Annotated in this window: 15 protein-coding genes; 2 read left to right on the top strand and 13 right to left on the bottom strand. The window is 70.3% G+C overall.

From position 1 onward, the window contains the following. The first annotated feature begins 58 nt into the window (after positions 1-58). On the top strand, positions 59-247 hold the full coding sequence (locus tag SLV14N_RS17465; RefSeq protein WP_202444385.1) for a hypothetical protein: 189 nt from the start codon (positions 59-61) through the stop codon (positions 245-247). Positions 248-386: 139 nt separating this feature from the next. Further along, on the top strand, positions 387-563 hold the full coding sequence (locus SLV14N_RS17460) for a hypothetical protein (RefSeq protein ID WP_208681873.1): 177 nt from the start codon (positions 387-389) through the stop codon (positions 561-563). A gap of 63 nt (positions 564-626) precedes the next feature. Here SLV14N_RS17460 and SLV14N_RS17455 read toward each other — a convergent pair whose 3' ends face one another. From SLV14N_RS17455 to SLV14N_RS17395, 13 genes are all read right to left on the bottom strand, one after another. Then, positions 627-1,385 carry an ABC transporter permease gene (locus SLV14N_RS17455; protein WP_208681870.1) on the bottom strand — a complete coding sequence of 253 codons (759 nt, stop codon included), beginning with the start codon at positions 1,383-1,385 and terminating at the stop codon, positions 627-629. Continuing rightward, complete coding sequence (locus SLV14N_RS17450; RefSeq protein WP_263270021.1) at positions 1,382-2,365, bottom strand: ATP-binding cassette domain-containing protein; 984 nt, start codon at positions 2,363-2,365, stop codon at positions 1,382-1,384. The genes SLV14N_RS17455 and SLV14N_RS17450 overlap by 4 nt, the downstream gene beginning before the upstream one ends. 39 nt (positions 2,366-2,404) lie before the next feature. Continuing rightward, entirely contained in the window at positions 2,405-3,388 is a 984-nt protein-coding gene (locus SLV14N_RS17445) for a clavaminate synthase family protein (RefSeq protein ID WP_263270020.1), read from the bottom strand. Next, positions 3,388-3,624, bottom strand: coding sequence for an MbtH family protein (locus tag SLV14N_RS17440; protein WP_208681863.1), 237 nt, complete (start codon positions 3,622-3,624; stop codon positions 3,388-3,390). Before SLV14N_RS17440 ends, SLV14N_RS17445 begins: the two co-directional genes overlap by 1 nt. Further along, complete coding sequence (gene sbnA / locus SLV14N_RS17435; protein ID WP_208681861.1) at positions 3,621-4,616, bottom strand: 2,3-diaminopropionate biosynthesis protein SbnA; 996 nt, start codon at positions 4,614-4,616, stop codon at positions 3,621-3,623. The genes SLV14N_RS17440 and sbnA overlap by 4 nt, the downstream gene beginning before the upstream one ends. Before the next feature lie 14 nt (positions 4,617-4,630). Beyond that, on the bottom strand, positions 4,631-5,668 hold the full coding sequence (sbnB, locus tag SLV14N_RS17430; protein ID WP_263270019.1) for a 2,3-diaminopropionate biosynthesis protein SbnB: 1,038 nt from the start codon (positions 5,666-5,668) through the stop codon (positions 4,631-4,633). 66 nt (positions 5,669-5,734) lie between these two features. Next, positions 5,735-6,730, bottom strand: coding sequence for a TauD/TfdA family dioxygenase (locus SLV14N_RS17425; RefSeq protein WP_263270018.1), 996 nt, complete (start codon positions 6,728-6,730; stop codon positions 5,735-5,737). Continuing rightward, on the bottom strand, positions 6,714-9,008 hold the full coding sequence (locus SLV14N_RS17420; RefSeq protein WP_263270017.1) for an amino acid adenylation domain-containing protein: 2,295 nt from the start codon (positions 9,006-9,008) through the stop codon (positions 6,714-6,716). The genes SLV14N_RS17425 and SLV14N_RS17420 overlap by 17 nt, the downstream gene beginning before the upstream one ends. A gap of 441 nt (positions 9,009-9,449) precedes the next feature. Beyond that, the gene (locus tag SLV14N_RS17415) at positions 9,450-10,832 is read right to left on the bottom strand and encodes a cation:proton antiporter (RefSeq protein ID WP_263270015.1); all 1,383 of its coding nucleotides are present in this window, start codon (positions 10,830-10,832) and stop codon (positions 9,450-9,452) included. Beyond that, a complete protein-coding gene (locus tag SLV14N_RS17410) occupies positions 10,826-11,404 on the bottom strand; it encodes a flavin reductase family protein (RefSeq protein WP_263270014.1) in 579 nt (192 codons plus the stop codon). The genes SLV14N_RS17415 and SLV14N_RS17410 overlap by 7 nt, the downstream gene beginning before the upstream one ends. Before the next feature lie 146 nt (positions 11,405-11,550). Further along, positions 11,551-13,095 (bottom strand): tryptophan halogenase family protein, encoded by a 1,545-nt coding sequence (locus tag SLV14N_RS17405; protein ID WP_263270013.1) that lies wholly within the window; start codon positions 13,093-13,095, stop codon positions 11,551-11,553. Positions 13,096-13,208: 113 nt separating this feature from the next. Then, positions 13,209-14,390 carry a cytochrome P450 gene (locus tag SLV14N_RS17400; RefSeq protein ID WP_208681849.1) on the bottom strand — a complete coding sequence of 394 codons (1,182 nt, stop codon included), beginning with the start codon at positions 14,388-14,390 and terminating at the stop codon, positions 13,209-13,211. A gap of 96 nt (positions 14,391-14,486) precedes the next feature. Then, complete coding sequence (locus SLV14N_RS17395) at positions 14,487-17,456, bottom strand: BTAD domain-containing putative transcriptional regulator (RefSeq protein WP_259670384.1); 2,970 nt, start codon at positions 17,454-17,456, stop codon at positions 14,487-14,489. Positions 17,457-17,755 lie beyond the last annotated feature (299 nt).

The following is a 17,755-nucleotide window of genomic DNA, read 5'->3' as shown; positions in this document are numbered from 1 at the left end:
TGACTCTAGGCCACGCTGAGGACTCCTGGTAGTGGAATCACTACGGAGAGGAGTGGTCGTGTCCGGCAGTCTGACCCCACCCGTACAGCTCGGCGAACCCCGGCCCGCCCCGAAGCCCGCGGCAGAGTGCGATATCTGCCAGGCGCTGGTAAACGAGCGGCAGTTGGCAGAGGCACGGGGCGACAAGAGCAAGGTTGTTGACCTGAACATCGAACTCAGGAACCACCCCGAGCACGAGGGGCAGTGACTCCCGCCCCGGCGTCCAAAACCCTGGACAGGTGAGCGCCGGGACGGGTGACCAACCGCGGAGGAAAACCTCCGCGGCCTACGGGTCATGCCCTCGACCGTACGGCGGCATGGCCCCTTACGAAAGAGGAGGCTGGTAGATGAGCGCCTTGGCTGTCGAGACGTATGAGACGCGCACGCCCGACGCCGAAGGCTGGCGCGGAGTCCCGTTCCGGCACCCGGCGGAGTTGGAGGCGGACGGCGGCAAGCACGACGGCGGGCCCATGCCCCCGGAGGCACCCCGCGAGCCGCAGCCGCAGGGCGGGGACGGCAAGTAATCCCTGTGCGGACGGGCCGTCGCCGGTGTCAGGCCGGCGACGGCCCCCCCCCGCGCGGCCCGGTCAGACCCGAGACCGGTACTTCCACACCGACAGCGGCACGAACACCGCGATCAGCCCGGCGATCCACAGCAGCGCGCCCTGGGCGGGCGCCGCGACCGGGCCGCCGATCATCAGGTTGCGGGAGGCGTCGACGACCTGGGTCATCGGGTTGTTCTCCACGAAGATCCGCAGCCAGCTGGGCATGGTGTCCGGTGCGACGAACACCGAACTGCCGAACTGCAGCGGCAGCATGGCGATCGTGGACACGCTCTGCACCGTGTCGATGCTCCGGGCGGCCAGGCCGATGAAGGCGTTCACCCAGCACAGTGCGATCCCGTACAGGAGCAGCAGACCGAAGGCGGCGATGGTGGGCAGCAGGCCGTTGTCCGCGCGGAAGCCGATGAGCAGGGCGAAGGCGAACACCGCCAGCTGGCTGATCAGCAGCCGTACCGAGTCCGCCGAGACCCGGCCGATGAGTACGGCGGAGCGGGCGACGGGCATGGACCGGTAGCGGTCCATCACCCCGGAGGAGAAATCGGTGTTGAGGGCGATGCCCGCGGTGCGGGAGACGATGGTGTGGTTCAGCGCCATGATGCCGGGCATCAGATACTGCCGGTAGTCCGCGCTGTTCCCGGCGATGGCGCCGCCGAAGGCATAGATGAAGATCACGGACAGGACCACCGGCATCAGCGCGGTGTCCAGCACCTGCCCCGGACTGGCCAGCGACTTGCGCAGATTGCGGCGCGACAGCGCCAGCGAATGACGTACCAGTGCACTCATGCCGCGCTCCTAGCGGCGACGGGTTCCCTGGCCGCGGGTCCGGTGAGCTTGAGGAAGACCTCGTCAAGGCTCGGAATGTGGGTGTGCAGTGAGGCGAGCGGAATGTCCGCTTCGCCGAGGGCTCTGACGACCGCGGTGAGCTGGCTTCCGCCGCCGGTCAGCGGCAGCTGGAGCCGTCCGGTGCCCCGGCCGCCCTCGTCCGCCATGACGGTGGCCTCGGTGTGGCCCGCGGCCACCAGGACCTGCCAGATCAGTGCCAGGTCGCCGGGCTCCTCCGGCTGGATGCGCAGCATCTGGCCGCCCAGGCGCGCCCGCAGCTCGGCGGTGGAGCCGGACGCGATGACCCGGCCGCTGTCGATCACCACCAGGGAGTCGGCGAGCGCCTCCGCCTCCTCCATGTACTGGGTGGTGAGGAGCACGGTGGTGCCCTGTTCGGCGAGCCGGTTCACCTCCGCCCAGAGGCTGTTGCGGCTGTGCGGATCGAGGCCCGTGGTCGGTTCGTCGAGGACCAGGACGCGGGGGTCGCCGGTGAGGCTGGCCGCCAGGTCGAGGCGGCGGCGCATCCCGCCCGAGTAGCCGCCGACGGGCCGTTTGCCGGCCTCGGTCAGACTGAAGCGTTCCAGCATCTCGTCGGCGCGGGCGCGGGCCCTGCGTCCGCGCAGGTTGAACAGCCGGGCGATGAGATAGAGGTTCTCCCAGCCCGAGATGTCCTCGTCCACCGAGGCGTACTGGCCGGTGAGTCCGATCAGCGGGCGCACCCGGGCGGCCTCGCGCACGACGTCGTGCCCGTGCACCAGGATGCGCCCGCTGTCGGGTCGGACGAGCGTGGCGACCATGCGCACCAGCGTGGTCTTGCCGGCGCCGTTGGGGCCCAGCAGCCCGAGCACCCGGCCGGCCGGAACCTCCAGGCTGACCCCCCGGATCGCCGCCGTCCTGCCGAAGTTCTTCGCCAGATTCTCGATCCGGATGGCAGGGGTCATGGGCTCCAGGTCCTTTCGGGAGTTGCGGTACGGAGGCTGTCAGTCAAGGACGTAACCGTCTCCGGACCGGGATCCGCGGGAGCGGCGCAGATCGGTGAGGACGAAGGTGCGCTGGAGCCAGCGGTCGCGGCCGTCGTAGCGCGGCCGGAAGGCGCTGCGCCCGTGGGTGGTGACCCGGTTGTCCACGATCGCCAGATCGCCCGGGGCCAGCACCGTGCTCTGGCCGGTCCGCTCGAAGGCGTCCCCGAGCTCGTCCATCGCCCGGCGCGCCCGGTCGGTGACCGGCCGGGTGGCCGCGAAGTCGATCCGCAGATCCGGGTCCTCGGGCGCCCCGAAGATCACCGGGTGTGGTGCGGTGCCGCCGTCCGACCCGCCGAAGGACGGCGGGGGAGCGGTGACGAACTCCGGTGCGGCCAGCGCCGCCCGGGTCTCCTCGCTCAGCAGCGGCATCGCCCCGCGGATACCGGCGGTGCGCAGCGCGGCGGCCTTCTCGTGGTCGGCCCGCAGGCACAGCAGCATGACGAAGTCGGGGCGGTGCGGATGGAAGGCGTTCTCGTTGTGGAAGGTCAGCAGGACCGAGCCCGCGTTCCCCTGGAACTCCTCCTTCCCCGGTACCGGCACCACGTCCTGGACCAGGGCGCCGGTCTTCTCCGGCCGGAAGGCTGCCGGATCGCCGAGACCACAGGCCACCATGGTCAGCATCGCGGCGGAGACCGAGCCCGCACGCTGCACGGAGCCGGCGCCGGACGGGGTGTCGGGCAGCGCGGCCTCGTCCACCGGAAGGCCGCGCAGCAGCAGCACTCCGCTGCGCCCGGAGTCGCGCCGGAACTCGTGCAGCGGCCGGCGCAGCCCGAGCGGCAGCTCCGGCCAGCCGGAACGCGCCGCATCGACCCAGCCGGCGCTGTCGACCAGGGCACCGCCGGACGCCATCACCCGGCGGGCGGCCTGTTCCGCGTCCACGGATTCGTCCGGGGTCAGCGACGCGACCCGCGCCGCGGCCCCGGTATCGAGTGTCACGGTCATCAGGAGGCCGCCTTCGGGGTGCCGGCGGCGTCCTCCATCGCACGGACGAGACTCAGCGGACGCATATCGGTCCACTGTGCGGCGATGTACTCCAGGGCCTCGGCGCGGCCGGTCTCGGGCAGGGCGGCCTTCCAGCCGTCCGGGACCTCGGCGAACGCCGGCCAGAGGGAGTACTGGCCCTCGTCGTTGACCAGGGCCAGGTAGCGGCCCTCGGTGTCCTCGAACGGGTTGGTCATCGTATTGCCTCTCTCGTCTCATGACTGGGGTGCGCGGGCCCGAGCGTGTCCTCGCCGTAGACGCCCTGCACCCAGTTGGTGTGGTAAACGGTGTCGAGATAGCGCTCGCCCATATCGGGCGAGATGGCGACCGAGGAGAGCCCCGCCGGTCTGCCGTGCTCCGTCAGCCACCGGTCGGCGCCGCTGACGACCGTCCCGGTGGAGCCGCCGAACAGAAAGCCGCGCCCGGCCAGCCGGTGGCACATGCGCACGGTGTCCGGCTCCGGTACCAGCAGCACCTCGTCGACGTAGTCCTCGTCCAGCAGCGGCGGACGGACCCCGGACCCCAGGCCCGGGATCATCCGGGGCGACGGCGGGTGGCCGAAGGCGACGGAGCCGACACTGTCGACGGCCACGATGCGGACCTCGGGCCGGTGCTCCCTGTACCAGCGGGCGCAGCCCATGAGGGTCCCGGTGGTCCCCGCCCCGACGAAGAGGACATCCAGCTCCGGGTAGCTCCGGTGGATGCCGGGAGCCGTGTACCGGTAATGCGCCCGCCAGTTCGCGGGGTTGACGTACTGGTTGAGCCAGACGTACCGCCCGTCCTCCTCGCACAGCTGCCGTACGTAGGCGATCCGCGCACCGAGGAAGCCCCCGTCGGCGGCGGGCTCCGCGATCGTGTGGACGGTGGCGCCCAGGGCCTCCATCAGACGCTTGGAGGCCAGATTGCACCGGGAGTCGGTGACACAGACGAAGCGGTAGCCCTTGCTGGCCGCGATGACGCTCAGCGCGACGCCCAGGTTGCCGGACGAGGATTCCACCAGGATCGAACCGGGGGACAGCGTCCCGGCCTCCTCCGCGGCCTCGACCATTTCCAGCGCGGCCTTCTGCTTCACCGATCCGGTGAAGTTGAAGCCCTCGCACTTGAGGTGGAGCGGTATACCGAGTACGGCGTCGAGATCGACGTACAGGTCTTCCTCGTTGAATTCCTGCGGAGCCGAAATAGTCGGCACGGGTGCCTCCCGCCCTAGCCGTAACGGCGCATCTCGTGGAAGAAATCGTCGACGACCCGCAGCTCGCCCGATTCCTTCACGGATTCATAGACATGCCTGCCGAGTGCCAGGTCCAGCACCCCCAGGCCGAACGGGGAGAAGATCACCGGCCGGTCGGCCGGCGGCTGCACCTTCCCCGTCAGGACGTCGTGGAGCGTGCCGTCGAGGAAGTCCCGGTGGCCCACCCGCTGTTCCGCCAGGTGCACCGAGGTGTCCGCCTTCAGGCAGTGCTCCACGTCGTCCACGATGTTGGCCGCGCCGAGCACCACCTCGGGCGACAGATCGCGCAGCGAGACATGCAGCACCAGCGGGTTGTGCGCGAACCAGCCGGGCTCGGTGACATGCGGGGTGCCGGCGACGGTGGCGAAGACCACCAGGTCGCAGGAGCGGATCAGCTCCTCGGCGGAGCCGTGCACGGTGACCGTGCCGGACTCGCCGGACTGGCGCAGGTAGTCGGCGAAGCCGCCCGCGTGCGCCGCCGACAGATCGTGCACCCCGATCTCGTCGAACTGCCAGCCGGTGCGCGCCAGATAGGTGTGGATGTAGCGGGCGATCAGACCGACGCCGAAGAACCCGATCCGGGCCGGCCGGCCGCCGCGCGCGGCGCTGATCCGGTCGGCGGCGAGCGCCGCGGAGGCCGCGGTGCGCGCGGCGCTGATGATGGAGCTCTCCAGACACGCCAGCGGGTAGCCGGTGTCATGGTCGTTGAGGATGAGCACCGCCGAGGCGCGCGGGATACCGGCCGCCACGTTCTCCGGGAAGCTGGAGATCCACTTCAGGCCGTCCGTGGGCAGTTCACCGCCGATCGAGGCGGGCAGCGCGATGATCCGGGAGGTCGGGCGGTCGGGGAAGCGGAGGAAGTACGACGGCGGGTTCACCGTCTCGCCTCCGCCGTGCAGCCGGTAGGCCGTCTCGATCAGGTCGACGACGCCCTGGTGGTGCGCGTCGAGGACCCGGTGCACCTGGGCTCCGGAGATGACGGAGAACGAAGGCGCAGCGTGCTGCTGGGGCATGTGAAGCTCCGTGGAACCGTAGAAGAGAAGAGGGACCTGCGGGTGTCTTCCGGGCGGCCCGGCCTCCTAGGTGGCGGAGGGCCGGACATGCCCGTCGAGGCGCACCGGGTCGCCGAAGAGCGCCACGATCTCGCGGTCGCCCTCGTAGGCCTCGCGGCTGTGCGCCATCCGCAGGTTGTCGACCACGAGCAGATCGCCCGCCTGCCACGGCTCCCGCACGGTCGCCGCCGTGTACACCTCGTTGATGGTCTCGACGACCTGCGCCGTGACGGGCTCGCCGTCGCCGTGGAAGGTGGTGAACGGCAGGGAGCCGGGCCCGTACAGGGACACCAGGTACTCCCGCACCGCCGGGTCCATGGTCAGCTCGTTGAGGAAGGCGATCTGGTTGAACCAGAGCCGCTCACCGGTCGCGGGGTGGCGCACCACCGCCGCGCGGTGCTGGACGGTGCGCAGCGCGCCGTCCGGCAGCCACTCGTGGTCCAGGGCGTGCGCACGGCAGTACGCGTCGACCTGCGCGGCGTCCTGGGTGCCGAACGACTCGGCCCAGCTCACGCCGATGTCACGGTAGGTGCGGGCCAGCCGCCAGCCGTCGCGGGCGAAGCGCTCCACGAGGTCGGCGGGCAGCTTCGCCAGCACCGTCCGGGCGTCGGCCACGGCGGTCGCGCCGCCGGTACGGGGTGCCGTCAGACAGCCGAACAGGGCGATACCGGGCACCTCGTCGCCGTAACTGCGCTCGTGGTGCATGCACATCGGCTCGTCGGCCGGCCACTCCGAGGCGCCGTACACACCGTCGCCGAAGTCGGTCCGGCCGGTGAAGCCCTCCCGCTCGGTCATCGGCGTCACCCCGAGCGCCTGCGCGGCCCGGCCCAGATCGGCGGGCGCCGCCAGGCCCAGGCCCCGGACGAGCAGGGCGCCGTACCGGCCGAGCAGGGCGCGCACGGTCTCGCCGGGGAGGTCCGGACCGGTCACCCCGAGGACCGGGGTGCGGCCTTCGCCGAGGATCAACTCGGCGCCGTCACCGAGGGTTTCGGGGACGGCCGTACCGTCAAACGTGGCTGTCAACTGGCTGCCTTCCTGGGTTCGGAGCCTCGGCGGCCCGGCGGTCGAGCAACGCCGCACATTCCGCGAGAACCGGGTGCTGCTGGAGTTCGACGGGCGTCACCACACGGTCGAGCGCGATCGCCAGCCGCAGCATGGACAGCGAGGTCCCGCCACTGTCGAAGAAATGGGAGGCACGGCCGATCCGGCCGGCCGGCACCTTCAGGACCTGGGACCACAGCTCCGCGAGCCGCCGCTCGGTGTCGCTGCGCAGCTCCACGCCGTCGCCCGCGGACTCCTCCTGCCCGGCGAGCCGGGTCAGCGCCTTGCGGTCGATCTTGCCGTTGGCGGTGAGCGGCAGCACATCGAGCCGGCGGAACCGGCTGGGGATCATATAGCTGGGCAGCGCCGCGCCGAGCGACTCCAGGAGCGTGGCCTCGGACAGTTCCTCGCCGCTGTGGAAGGCCACCAGCTGCCGGCTCTCGCCCTCGCCGGTGACGACGACGGCGCTGTCCCGCACCCCGTCCACCCGGAGCAGCTGGTTCTCGACCTCGCCGATCTCGATCCGGAAGCCCCGGATCTTGACCTGGGCGTCCCGGCGGCCGAGGAACTCCAGCCGCCCGTCCGGCAGCCACCGCCCGAAGTCGCCGGAGCGGTACATGCGTTCACCGGGCAGCAGCGGGTCGGGCATGAACGCGGCCTTGGTGCGCTCCTCGTCGTTGACGTAACCCCGTCCGACGCAGACGCCGGAGAACAGGATCTCGCCCGGGGAGCCGAGCGGCACCAGGCGCAGCCGCTCGTCGACCACATGGATCCGCACATTGGCGACCGGCCTGCCCAGCGGCACCGAGGCCTGTTCGGGCACCCGGCGCATCACCTCGTGGTTGGTGTCGTCCGAGGTCTCGGTCAGGCCGTACGCATTGACCAGCGCGACATCGGGGAACATGGCGAACCAGCGCTCCACCAGCTCCTTCTTGAGCGCCTCACCGGTCGCCGACACATGGCGCAGCCGGGGCAGCGCGCGGGGGCTGCGCTCCAGCTCCGTCAGGACCACTTCGAGATAGGAGGGCACGGCCTGGAGGACCTCGACACCGCCGGTGTCGAGCGTCTCGATGAAGCGCGCGGTGTCCAGGATGTCCGGCTGCCCGATGATGAGGGTGCGTCCGCCGACGGCCAGTGCGGCCACCAGCTGCCACAGGGAGATGTCGAAGCACTGCGGCGCGGTCTGGGCGACCACCCGGCCCTCGGTGATCTCCAAATCGTCGATCTTGGCGAGGAGATGGTTGAGGAAGCCCGCGTGCTCGCATACGGCGCCCTTGGGCGCACCGGTCGAACCGGAGGTGAAGTAGATGTACGCGCTCTGGCCGGCGGCCACCGGGATGCCGGGGTCGGTGACCGGGTGGTCCTCGGCGAGCAGAGTGTCCAGATGATCCGCGCGCACGCCGGGCAGCCCGGTCAGCGCCTCGGTCAGGCCCGGGGACGCGTCCCGCTCGGTCAGCACCCGGCGGCAGTCGGCGCGCACCAGCATGCCGCTGATCCGGTCGGCCGGGAAGTGCGGCTCCACCGGCAGATAGACACCGCCGGCCTTGAACACGGCCAGCACGGCGACCAGCCAGGGGAGGGTGCGTTCGGTGACCACCGCGACGACGTCCTCGTCGCGCAGCCCGCCGTGGCGCAGCGCGTGGGCGACGCGGTTGGCGCGCTCGTTGAGCTCCCGGTAGGTCCAGGACTCGGTGCCGTGGACGGCGGCGATGTCGTCCGGGCGCAACCGCACCTGGTCCTCGAAGAGTTCGTGCACCCGGCGGTCGGGCAGCTCCCGCCGCGGGCCCGCGAACTCGGCCAGCTGCTGTGCGACCTCCCGCTCCGGCACCGGGCTCCACTCCTGGTGGTCCGCCCCGGGCCGCTCGGCCGGCTCGCGCAGCGCGGCGAGCAGATAGCCCGCGAACCGGTCGGCCTGCTCGCCGTCCAGGGCGTCGGGGCGGTGGCTCAGCACCAGTTCCAGCCCGTCCCCGGTCCGGGCGAGGCCGGCGGCGAGCACGGTGCCGTCCGTCAGGTCCTCGGGGCCGGGCGCCCGGCCGGCGACCAGGACGGTGTCGAACAGCGGCTCCGTCCGGCCGGTCTCGGCGCGCAGCTCGTCCAGGGCCTGCGGCGCATGCCGCCGGACCTCGTCCGCCAGCTGTGCGACCTCGGTGACGAGTTCTTCCCACGAGCCCCCGGAAAGCGCGGCCCACAGGGGCAACGGGCTTTTCTCCGGGCCGTCTTCGGGCAGATATCCGGTCACCACGGAAGAGTCGCCCGTCACCGCCGCCAGGACGCGGACATAAGCGGCCAGCAGCAGGGTGTCCGGAGAAAGGCCCGGCCCTTCCGAAAGATCCGGCCGTTCCGAAAGACCCCTCTGTTCCGAAAGGCGAAGCAGTGCCTGTGCGGTGCCGGCGGGTATCGCGGTGCGACGCACGGCAGGCAGGTCCGCCGGAATCCTCGACCACCGGGGCAAAGGGGTGAACCCGCCGCCGAGAACTCTTTGCCAGAATACGCGGTCCGCAGCCATCACACCGCAACCTCCCTAATGGCCCTGCCGGTTGTCATTACTCGGTGCTGTCCCATGAGCGAACAAGACGCTAGGTCGGCGGCTTATTGGCCAGATATCGTGCCGCCGACCACGGGCGATACTCGTATTGCACGGGCCGGAGATATTCGGCGGACCGGGAGAACGCCGGCTTCAGGCGTCCGCCCGGAGCCCGGCTCAGACGTCCGCCCGGAGCGGCGCCTCCTGCGGGACGGCGACCGGGGAGTCATCGGTCTCCCCGGGCGGGGGCTCCGGCGGTTCCGTCCCCAGCAGCTTGAGCAGCGGCCCGGTCATCGCGGTGGTGCCGACCGCCATGAGGACCAGCACCGTCAGGCCCGTCGTGCTGATCAGATGGCGTTGCCAGCCGATCCCGGCGACCACGAGTTCGGTGACCCCGCGGCAGTTCATCAGCGCGCCGAAGCGCAACGACTCCTTCGGCGGGTAGCCCATCGCCCGGGCGGCGCCGCCCGCACCGACGATCTTGGTCAGGGTCGCCACGACGATGACCCCGGCGAGAACCAGCCAGTGCCACGGGTCCCGCCCCAGCGCCCCGACCGAGACATTGAGCCCCACCCCGGCGAAGAACAGCGGCAGCAGCACCGTCAGGGTGAAGCCCTGCAGCTGCTGGTTCATCCGGTGGGTGACCGCCGAGTCGCGGGGGACCGCCGTACCGAACAGGAACGCCCCGATGACCGCGTGCAGCCCCAGCAGATGCGTCAGCACGGCATAGCTGATGGCGCCGACCAGCAGCAGCGGCAGCAGTGTCCCCTTGCCGGGCCGTTCCTCCGCCCGCTGCACCACGGTCGCCAGCAGCGGACGCACGACCAGCGCGGTGAACACCACCAGGGCCACCACCAGCGCGATCGTGCTGCCCATGTCGGTGGCGTCACCGGACCCGGTCGCCGCGAGGATGACGGTCAGCGCGAGCCAGGCGATACCGTCGCCCACCGCCGCACTGGCCAGCGCGAACTGCCCGACGGGGGAGCGGTCCAGACGCAGATCGGTGAGGATCCTGGCGAGCACCGGCAGCGCGGTCACCGATATGGCCAGCCCGAAGAAGCAGAGGTAGCCGAAGTCGTGCGGGGTCGAGCCGCGCAGCATGGCGGGGGCCGCCGCCGCGAGGGCGAGCCCGGCCACGAACGGCAGACCCATCGCGCCGAGCACGCTCACCCCGAGCGAGCCGACGGCCTTCTTGGGGCTCTCCATGCGCAGCTCGCAGCCGAGCAGGAACATGAAGACGATCAGCCCGAGCTGGGCCACCGTGTTGAGGGCGGAGACGACATCGGCGGAGAGCAGCCAGGCCTGCCCGGACGGCCACACCCAGCCCAGCAGCGAGGGGCCGAGCAGCAGGCCGCCGAGGATCTCACCGATCACCAGCGGCTGGCCGAGCCGGCCCAGCAGCGCTCCCAGCAGATGGCTGAGCAGAATGATCACCATGACGGCGAGCAGGAACCTGGCCGTCGTGTCGACCTCGGTCGACGAGCCCCCGGAGCCCAGCCGGCCCCACCACAGCCCTAAGGCGCCGAGCAGCAGGACGACGCCTGCGATGACCTTCAGCATGACGACACGGGGGTGCCGAGGGCGAGCGGCGCGGCGGGTGCCTCGCCGCCCGGCCAGGAGGCGAAGCGCCGCACCCCGTACAGCAGCGGGGTCCCGGCGTCCTGGGTGACACCGGTGACCGCGCCCACCACGAGGGTGTGGTCGCTCACCTCGACCAGCTTCGTCACCCGGCACTCGGCGACCGCGAAGGCGTCGTCGGCCAGCCACGGCAGCCCGGCCTCCGGCGAGCGCCGCCAGCCGACCTGGGAGAACCGGTCCGCGACCGGGTGCGCGAACACCTCACCGGCCCGCTGCCCCCGGTCGTGCAGGAGGTTCACCGCGAAGGCGCCGTACTCGCGCAGCGCGCCCAGGGTCTCTCCCCGGCTGGTCAGCCAGACGGAGAGGGTCGGCGGCGCGGTGGTCACGCTCGACAGCGAACTGCACGTCAGCCCGCGGGGCCGGTCGTCCGTCCCGTACGTGGTGATCACGGCGACGCCGGTGGGGAAGGCGCCCATCAGGGAGCGGAAGCCGTCGGCCGGCACCGGGCGGGTGGCCGTGTCCGGCGCGGACGAGGGTGGGGGAAGGCTAGCCATGGTGAGGTCGTCCTCCGGTTGGGGCGCCGGGCCGTTCCGGGGACCGGCCCCCGGACTCCCGGCCGAGCAGGCGGGTGAAGCGCCGACGCCCGTACCCGCCGGGGGACAGGGGTAGGGGCGTCGGCAGCTGAAGTGAGCCCGGGGGCTCAGCTGTTGAGGGAGGCGATGTACTCGTAGCAGCTGGGCAGGGCGGCGACCAGCTCGTCCGCGTCCGCCTTGAGCCGCGCGAGCTCGGCGCGCGCGTTCGCCGGGTCGATGTGCGCGAGGGAGGGGCGCGGCCGCTTCGGCTCGTGGCCCAGGCCCAGCATCATCGTGATCCACGAGTACTGCTCGAAGCCGTGGTACGGCTGGTAGATGGTGCGCTCGTCGAGCAGGTGCGAGGAGCCGATCGCGAGGCGCTCGGCGAGCCCGTCGGGAAGGGCGCGGGTCTTCGCCTCCTTCCAGTACGGGGTGTCCTCGCGCTGCGCCGCCTTGTAGTGCAGTACCAGGAACTCCTTGACCCCGTCCAGGACCTCGGCGACCCGGTGGTTGTAGTCGTCGGCCAGCGCCGGGTCCCAGTTCGCGTCCGGGAAGTTCTTCACCAGCTGCTCGATGCCGTGCTGGATGAAGAAGATGCCGGTGGACTCCAGCGGCTCGACGAAGGCGCTCGACAGACCGATCGCCACACAGTTGTTGACCCACGAGCGGCGGTTGCGCCCGATGCGCATCCGGATGTGGTTGGCCTCCAGGTCGTCCTGGCCGGGGGCGACGTGGTTGCGCAGGGTGCGCTCCGCCTCCTCCGGGGTGCAGAACTCGTCGGAGTACACATAGCCGTTGCCGTTCCGCCCGAACAGCGGGATGTTCCAGATCCAGCCGGCGTCCATCGCGGTCGCGGTGGTGTACGGGTTCATACCGGTCGTGGCCTGGTCGGCCTGCGGTACGCGCAGCGCGACGGCGCGGTTGTTCGGCAGCACGTCCTGGAAGGACTCGAACGGCTCGTCCAGGGTCTCGTTGATGAGCATGCCCTTGAAGCCGGTGCAGTCGATGAACAGGTCACCGGTGAGGTCACCGTGCTCGCGGGTGGCGACATGGCTGATCCAGCCGCGCTCGTCGCGGGCCACCTGGGTCACGTCGTCGACGACATGGCGGACACCGCGGTCGGTGCCGTACTTGGTCAGGTACTTCGCCAGCAGCGCCGCGTCGAAGTGGTACGCGTACGGGAACTGGGCCCGCTGCTCCTCCAGCGTCGAGCGGCCCAGCGAGCCGTCGAGACCGCCCGCGAACAGGGAGCCGTCCATCAGCCGCGGCGAGCGCTTGGCCTCGCACAGCGCCGGCGTGATGAAGCAGGAACGGTCGAACGGCTGGCTGCGGTCGCCCTCCTGCAGCCACCAGTCGGCGAGGGTGTAGCCGTCGGACGTCCGCAGCCGCTCGAAGGGGTGGTAGAAGTGGTGCCCGGGCTCCCGCCAGTTCTCGAACCGGATTCCCAGCTTGTACGAGCCGGAGCACTCCGGCATCCATTCGCGCTCGTCCAGGCCGAGATAGTCGAAGAAATGCCGGACCGTGCTGAAGGTCGCTTCGCCGACACCGATGGTCGCGACGCGGTCGGATTCAACCAGAGTGACGTTGATGCGGTCACCGTACGCCGCCTTCAGGTACGAGGCGCTCATCCATCCCGCAGTGCCGCCGCCGACAATGACCACTGAATTAATCACGCTGTGACTCCTGTTGTTCGTGAACGGGCCTCAGAAGGGCGGGTGGGCTGATTCACGCACAGAAGTTAGACAGGTGGGCTTTTACTTCGTTATCGGGAAAGGAGCGATCTATATTAGCGGCGTCGCGCCGTCATCGGCAGATTCTTCGCGCCGTACATTCCGCGGGCGTGATAGGCGACGTCGCGGCCGTGGTCGACGCGTAGCTCACGGAAGGTGTCCAGCAGGGCATTGAGCGCCACTTCCGCCTCCATCCGGGCCAGCGGCGCGCCCACACAGAAGTGTCCACCGCGCCCGAAGGCGACATGCCGGTTGGGCGTGCGCCGGATGTCGAAGCGGTGCGCGTCCGGGAACTGGTCCTCGTCGTGATTCGCCGAAATCACCCACGGAGTCACCATGCGGTCGGCCGGGATGAGATGGCCGCCCACCTCGACATCGGTCACGGTGACCCGGCTGACCGTGGTGAACGGAGAACGGAACCGCAGGACTTCCTCGATGGCGGACGGGATCAGGGAGCGGTCGGCGCGGAGTTCCGCATAAGCGTCCGGGTTGCTGTCGAGGCACTGCATGGCGTTGCCGATCAGCAGCGTCGTCGTGAGATGACCGGTCAGGAAGAGGATTCCGGTGAATTTCACGACTTCATCGTCGGTGAGCCGTTCGCCGTCGATCTCGGCCGTGGCCAGCCGGCTGATCAGGTCGTCCTTCGGGTCCGTCCGGCGCTTGCGGCAATGGCCCAGCAGATACTCGTCCATCTCACGGGTCGCGGCCTGGAACGTGGCGACGAAGTCCTCCGGCGCGATCGGCTGGTCGCCGAGCGCGATGAACCGGTCCGCCCACACCCGGAACAGGTCACGGTCCGAGGCGGGCACACCCAGCAGCTCGCTGATGACGATGACCGGCAGCGGATACGTCAGCACGTCCACCAGGTCGAACCGCTCCGCATCGACCCCGGCCAGCAGCTCGTTCGTCACGGACGCGATACGGGGCTCCAGCCCGGCCACCGTCTTCGGGGTGAAGGCCTGATTGACCAGCCGGCGCAGCTTGCCGTGGTCCGGCGGGTCCATCGAGTTGATGTGGCCCTCGGTCAGCGGCTTCAGATGGGGCATGACACGGCTGGAGTCGTTGGAGAACGTCTTCGGGTCGGAGATGACCTGCTGCACGTCCTCGTAGCGGAAGACGTGATACGGCCCGTCCCCCTCCTGCCACACGGGACGGCCGGTCCGCATCCTGCCGAGCCAGTCGAACAACTCGTTGCTGCCGTCGGCATCCGGGACGGCGATCTCGTCGCGCACAGTCATCTGAACCTCTCGGTGGTGCCGGCTCGAAGGGCAGCGGACGCTACCGCGCACCGTTTTTCGTGCGTTATCGGTACGACGCGTCCGCTGTCCCCCCGGTCAGCGCCCCGGCAGCGTCCGGCCCCCGCAGGTCTCGGCCGACAGCCGGCTGATGTCCGCGCTCGCCTGCAACTCCCCCCACACCGAACCGATCTCGTGGAAGGTGTTGCGCGCGATCAGCAGATGCTGGCTCGCCCGGGTGAGCTGGTTCAGCTGCTGGCTGCAGCTGCCGAGCGCCAGATGGACCTTGGCGAGGAGGAAGAGGTCGTCGACCCGCTCCGCTATCTCCAGGGCGTCCGCCAGGATGCTCTCGGCCTCGTCGTACTGGCCCGACGCCACCAGGGTCTCCCCGATGCCCATCAGCGCATACGCCTCACCACGGGTGTCGCCCTTGCTGCGCACGATCCGCAGCACCCCGTCGTACGACTGCTTGGCGGCGTCGAAACGGCCCTGCTTCACATAGGCGGCGGCCAGCCGGTTGAGGGCCTGGGCCGCACCGCGGGTCTCCCCGAGCGCGGTGGCTATCCGCACGGCCTCCAGCGAGAGCCGGACCGCGGCGTCCGGGTTTCCCCACTCCAGCTCGATCTGTGACATCTGGTTCAGGGTGTGCGCCTCGGCGGACGCGTCGCCCACGACCCGGAAGGTGTTGCGTGCCTCGTCGAGCCGGCTCATGGCGGACCGGAGGCCGCCCTGCACCCGGTCGGTGATCGCCATGTTCCGCAGCGTCAGCGCCCGGCCGTGCACCTCCCGCACACTGTCGAAGAGCTGGAAGGCCCTGGTGAACAGCGGTGTGGCGGAGTCGAAGCGCTGCTGGAACATCTCCACGGAGGCGAGTTCGTAGCACATCGCCGCCTCCCCGCGGATGTTCCCCGCGTTCCGGTTCGCCTCCAGCGCCTTCTCGCTGACGGCGCGCCAGTCGTCGTAGTAGTTGCGCGTCTCGAAGAGGACCACGCTGGACATCGCCAGGTCCCAGGCGAGCTCCTCCATCCGGAGCGTGCAGGCCTGGAGGATCGAGGCCACCAGGGACGGGCGCTCGGCCTCGAACCAGTCGAGCGGCGATCCCAGGAGCCTGCCGACGAGCGGGGCGTCGAGGTGCCGGCGCGGCGTCGACCCGTGGATGATCGCGAAATCGCCGCCGTACTCCCGGATATGGCCCTGCTCGGCCAGCGTGAGGTAGGTACGGAACACCCGGTGCAGCGCGGCGCGGCGCTTGTCCTCGGCCTCGTCGGACTCGGCCCGCTCCCGTGCGTACAGCCGCAGCAGATCGTGGAAGCGGTAGCGCATGGTGCCGGTGGCGTCGCTGCCGATCGGGGTGAGCAGATGGGCGTCCACCAGCCGCTCGATCATGTCCTCGGCCTCGGCCGGCGAGACATCGAGGAGCGCGCCGCCCACCCATGCCGGGAAGTCCGGCACGTCGAGCAGCCCCAGCAGGCGGTACATCCGGGCCGTCTGCTCGGTCAGGCCGCGGTAGCTGAGGGCGAAGCTCGCGCGCACCTCCAGGCCGCCGGTGCTGAGTTCATCGAGCCGGCGGTGCTCGTCGCGGAGCCGGTCCACCAGATGCTGTACGGACCAGTGCTGCTTGGCGACCAGGCGGGCCGCCGCGATCCGCAGGGCGAGCGGAAGCCCGTCGCACAGCCGGCAGAGTTCGTTGACCGCCGCCTTTTCCGAGGTGGCCCGCCCCTCACCGGCGATTTTGGTGATCAGGGTCTGGGACTCGTGCGCGGTCATCAGCCCCAGGTCGACCCGGACCGTGCCGGAATCGGCCGCCAATTGCTCCCTGCTGGCCGCGAGGACACAGCTGCGGCCGGTGCCCGGGAGGAGGGCCGTGATGTGGCTCATCGTGCGAACGTTGTCGAGCACGATGAGCGTTTTCCTGTCGGCGAGCACACTGCGATAGAGCGAGGCGAGCTCGGCGGGGTCGGACGGTATCTGGTCCCCGGGCACACCGAGCGCCCGGAGAAAACGCCCCAGCAGGGCGCCGGCCACGAATTCCGGCTGCTTGCCGTCGTACTGGGACAGATCGGCATACAGCTGGCCGTCCGGGAATTCCCCGGCGACGTTATGGGCCCAGTGCACAATGAGGCCGGTCTTGCCGACGCCGGCCACTCCGGTGATGAGTCCCATCCGCGGGGCCTTCTCCCCGAGCAGCCGGTCGAGCTTTCCGAGTTCCGCCGCACGGCCCTGGAACAGATCCACGTCCGGCGGAAGCTGGGCGGGCACCACCATGGGCTTGACTTGCACCGGAAGAGTGAGACCCGGGTCGTCCTGAAGAATGGACGCGTGCAATTCCTTTATTGCCACGCTCGGTTCGAGACCCAGTTCATCGACGAAGTTGCGCCGCCACATCCGGAAACCCTCGGTCGCCTCGGCCCGGAGGCCGGCGCGGTACTGGGCGAGCATGAGGTTGTACCGGAGCTGCTCGTGCAGCGGGGAACTGTTCGCGATCGAGGTCAGCTCGGAGATGATTTCCTGGTGGTGCCCCAGGGCGAGTTCCACCTCGGACCAGGCCTCGTAGGCCGCGTAGCGCCGCTCGTCGAGCCGGGTCGCCTCGTCCTCGACCGGCCGCCCGGTGACCCCCGCGAGGGCGGGGCCCTTCCACAGGTCGAGCGCCTGCCGGTACAGGACACGGCCCTGTTCGTGGCGGCCCTGCTTGACCTGTGCGGCGGCCTCGGTGACGAGTGAGGTGAACTGCAGGGCGTCGAGATCGCTCCCCGTGGTCTCCAGGCGATAGCCGGGATGGGTCGTCAGAATGACATCGCCCTCGACGCCCGCCTGTTTGAAGGACTTTCGCAGCGCCCCGATGCAAATCGCCACCTGCGTCCTGGCCGTGGCCGGAGGTTCGTCACCCCATACCGCGTCGACCAGGCTGTCGACCGATACGACACGCCCCCACGCGAGGATGAGCATCGTGAGAATGGTCCGCTGCCGGGGACCGTGGACCCCTATGATCCGGCCACTACCGGTGATGACCAAGAGCGGCCTGAGTACCGAGTATTTGATGGCGCGAGGTATGGAACGGTCTTCTGGCATGGCTGTGTTACCCCCCGTGTAGCACGGCCCGCGAGGCCCGTGATCCAGCCACTATAGGGATCGTAACGCGACCGCTGAGCGTGGCTCCTGCCGAGGCCCGGGGCAGAGGTCTACTCCACCACGTTTGCGGGCTTTCGCGCCGTGATTTTTGTTGCCGAACAGGGCATCGGGGCGCCGGGCCGGTGGCCGGGAACCGCCGTTGCGGAGCGCCCTCGATGGGGGGAGGGTGTGCTGCGGGCGCCGGGCGAGGTGACCGGGCGGACGGTGACGGACCGAGGGCACCGCGCTGACGGCACATC

The sequence above is a fragment of the Streptomyces sp. Je 1-4 4N24 genome, from assembly GCF_026239515.1.
Classification (GTDB): Bacteria; Actinomycetota; Actinomycetes; order Streptomycetales; family Streptomycetaceae; genus Streptomyces; species Streptomyces nigrescens.
The sequence above is the reverse complement of the archived record's forward strand: the minus strand, read 5'-3'. Positions and strand labels throughout refer to the sequence as shown.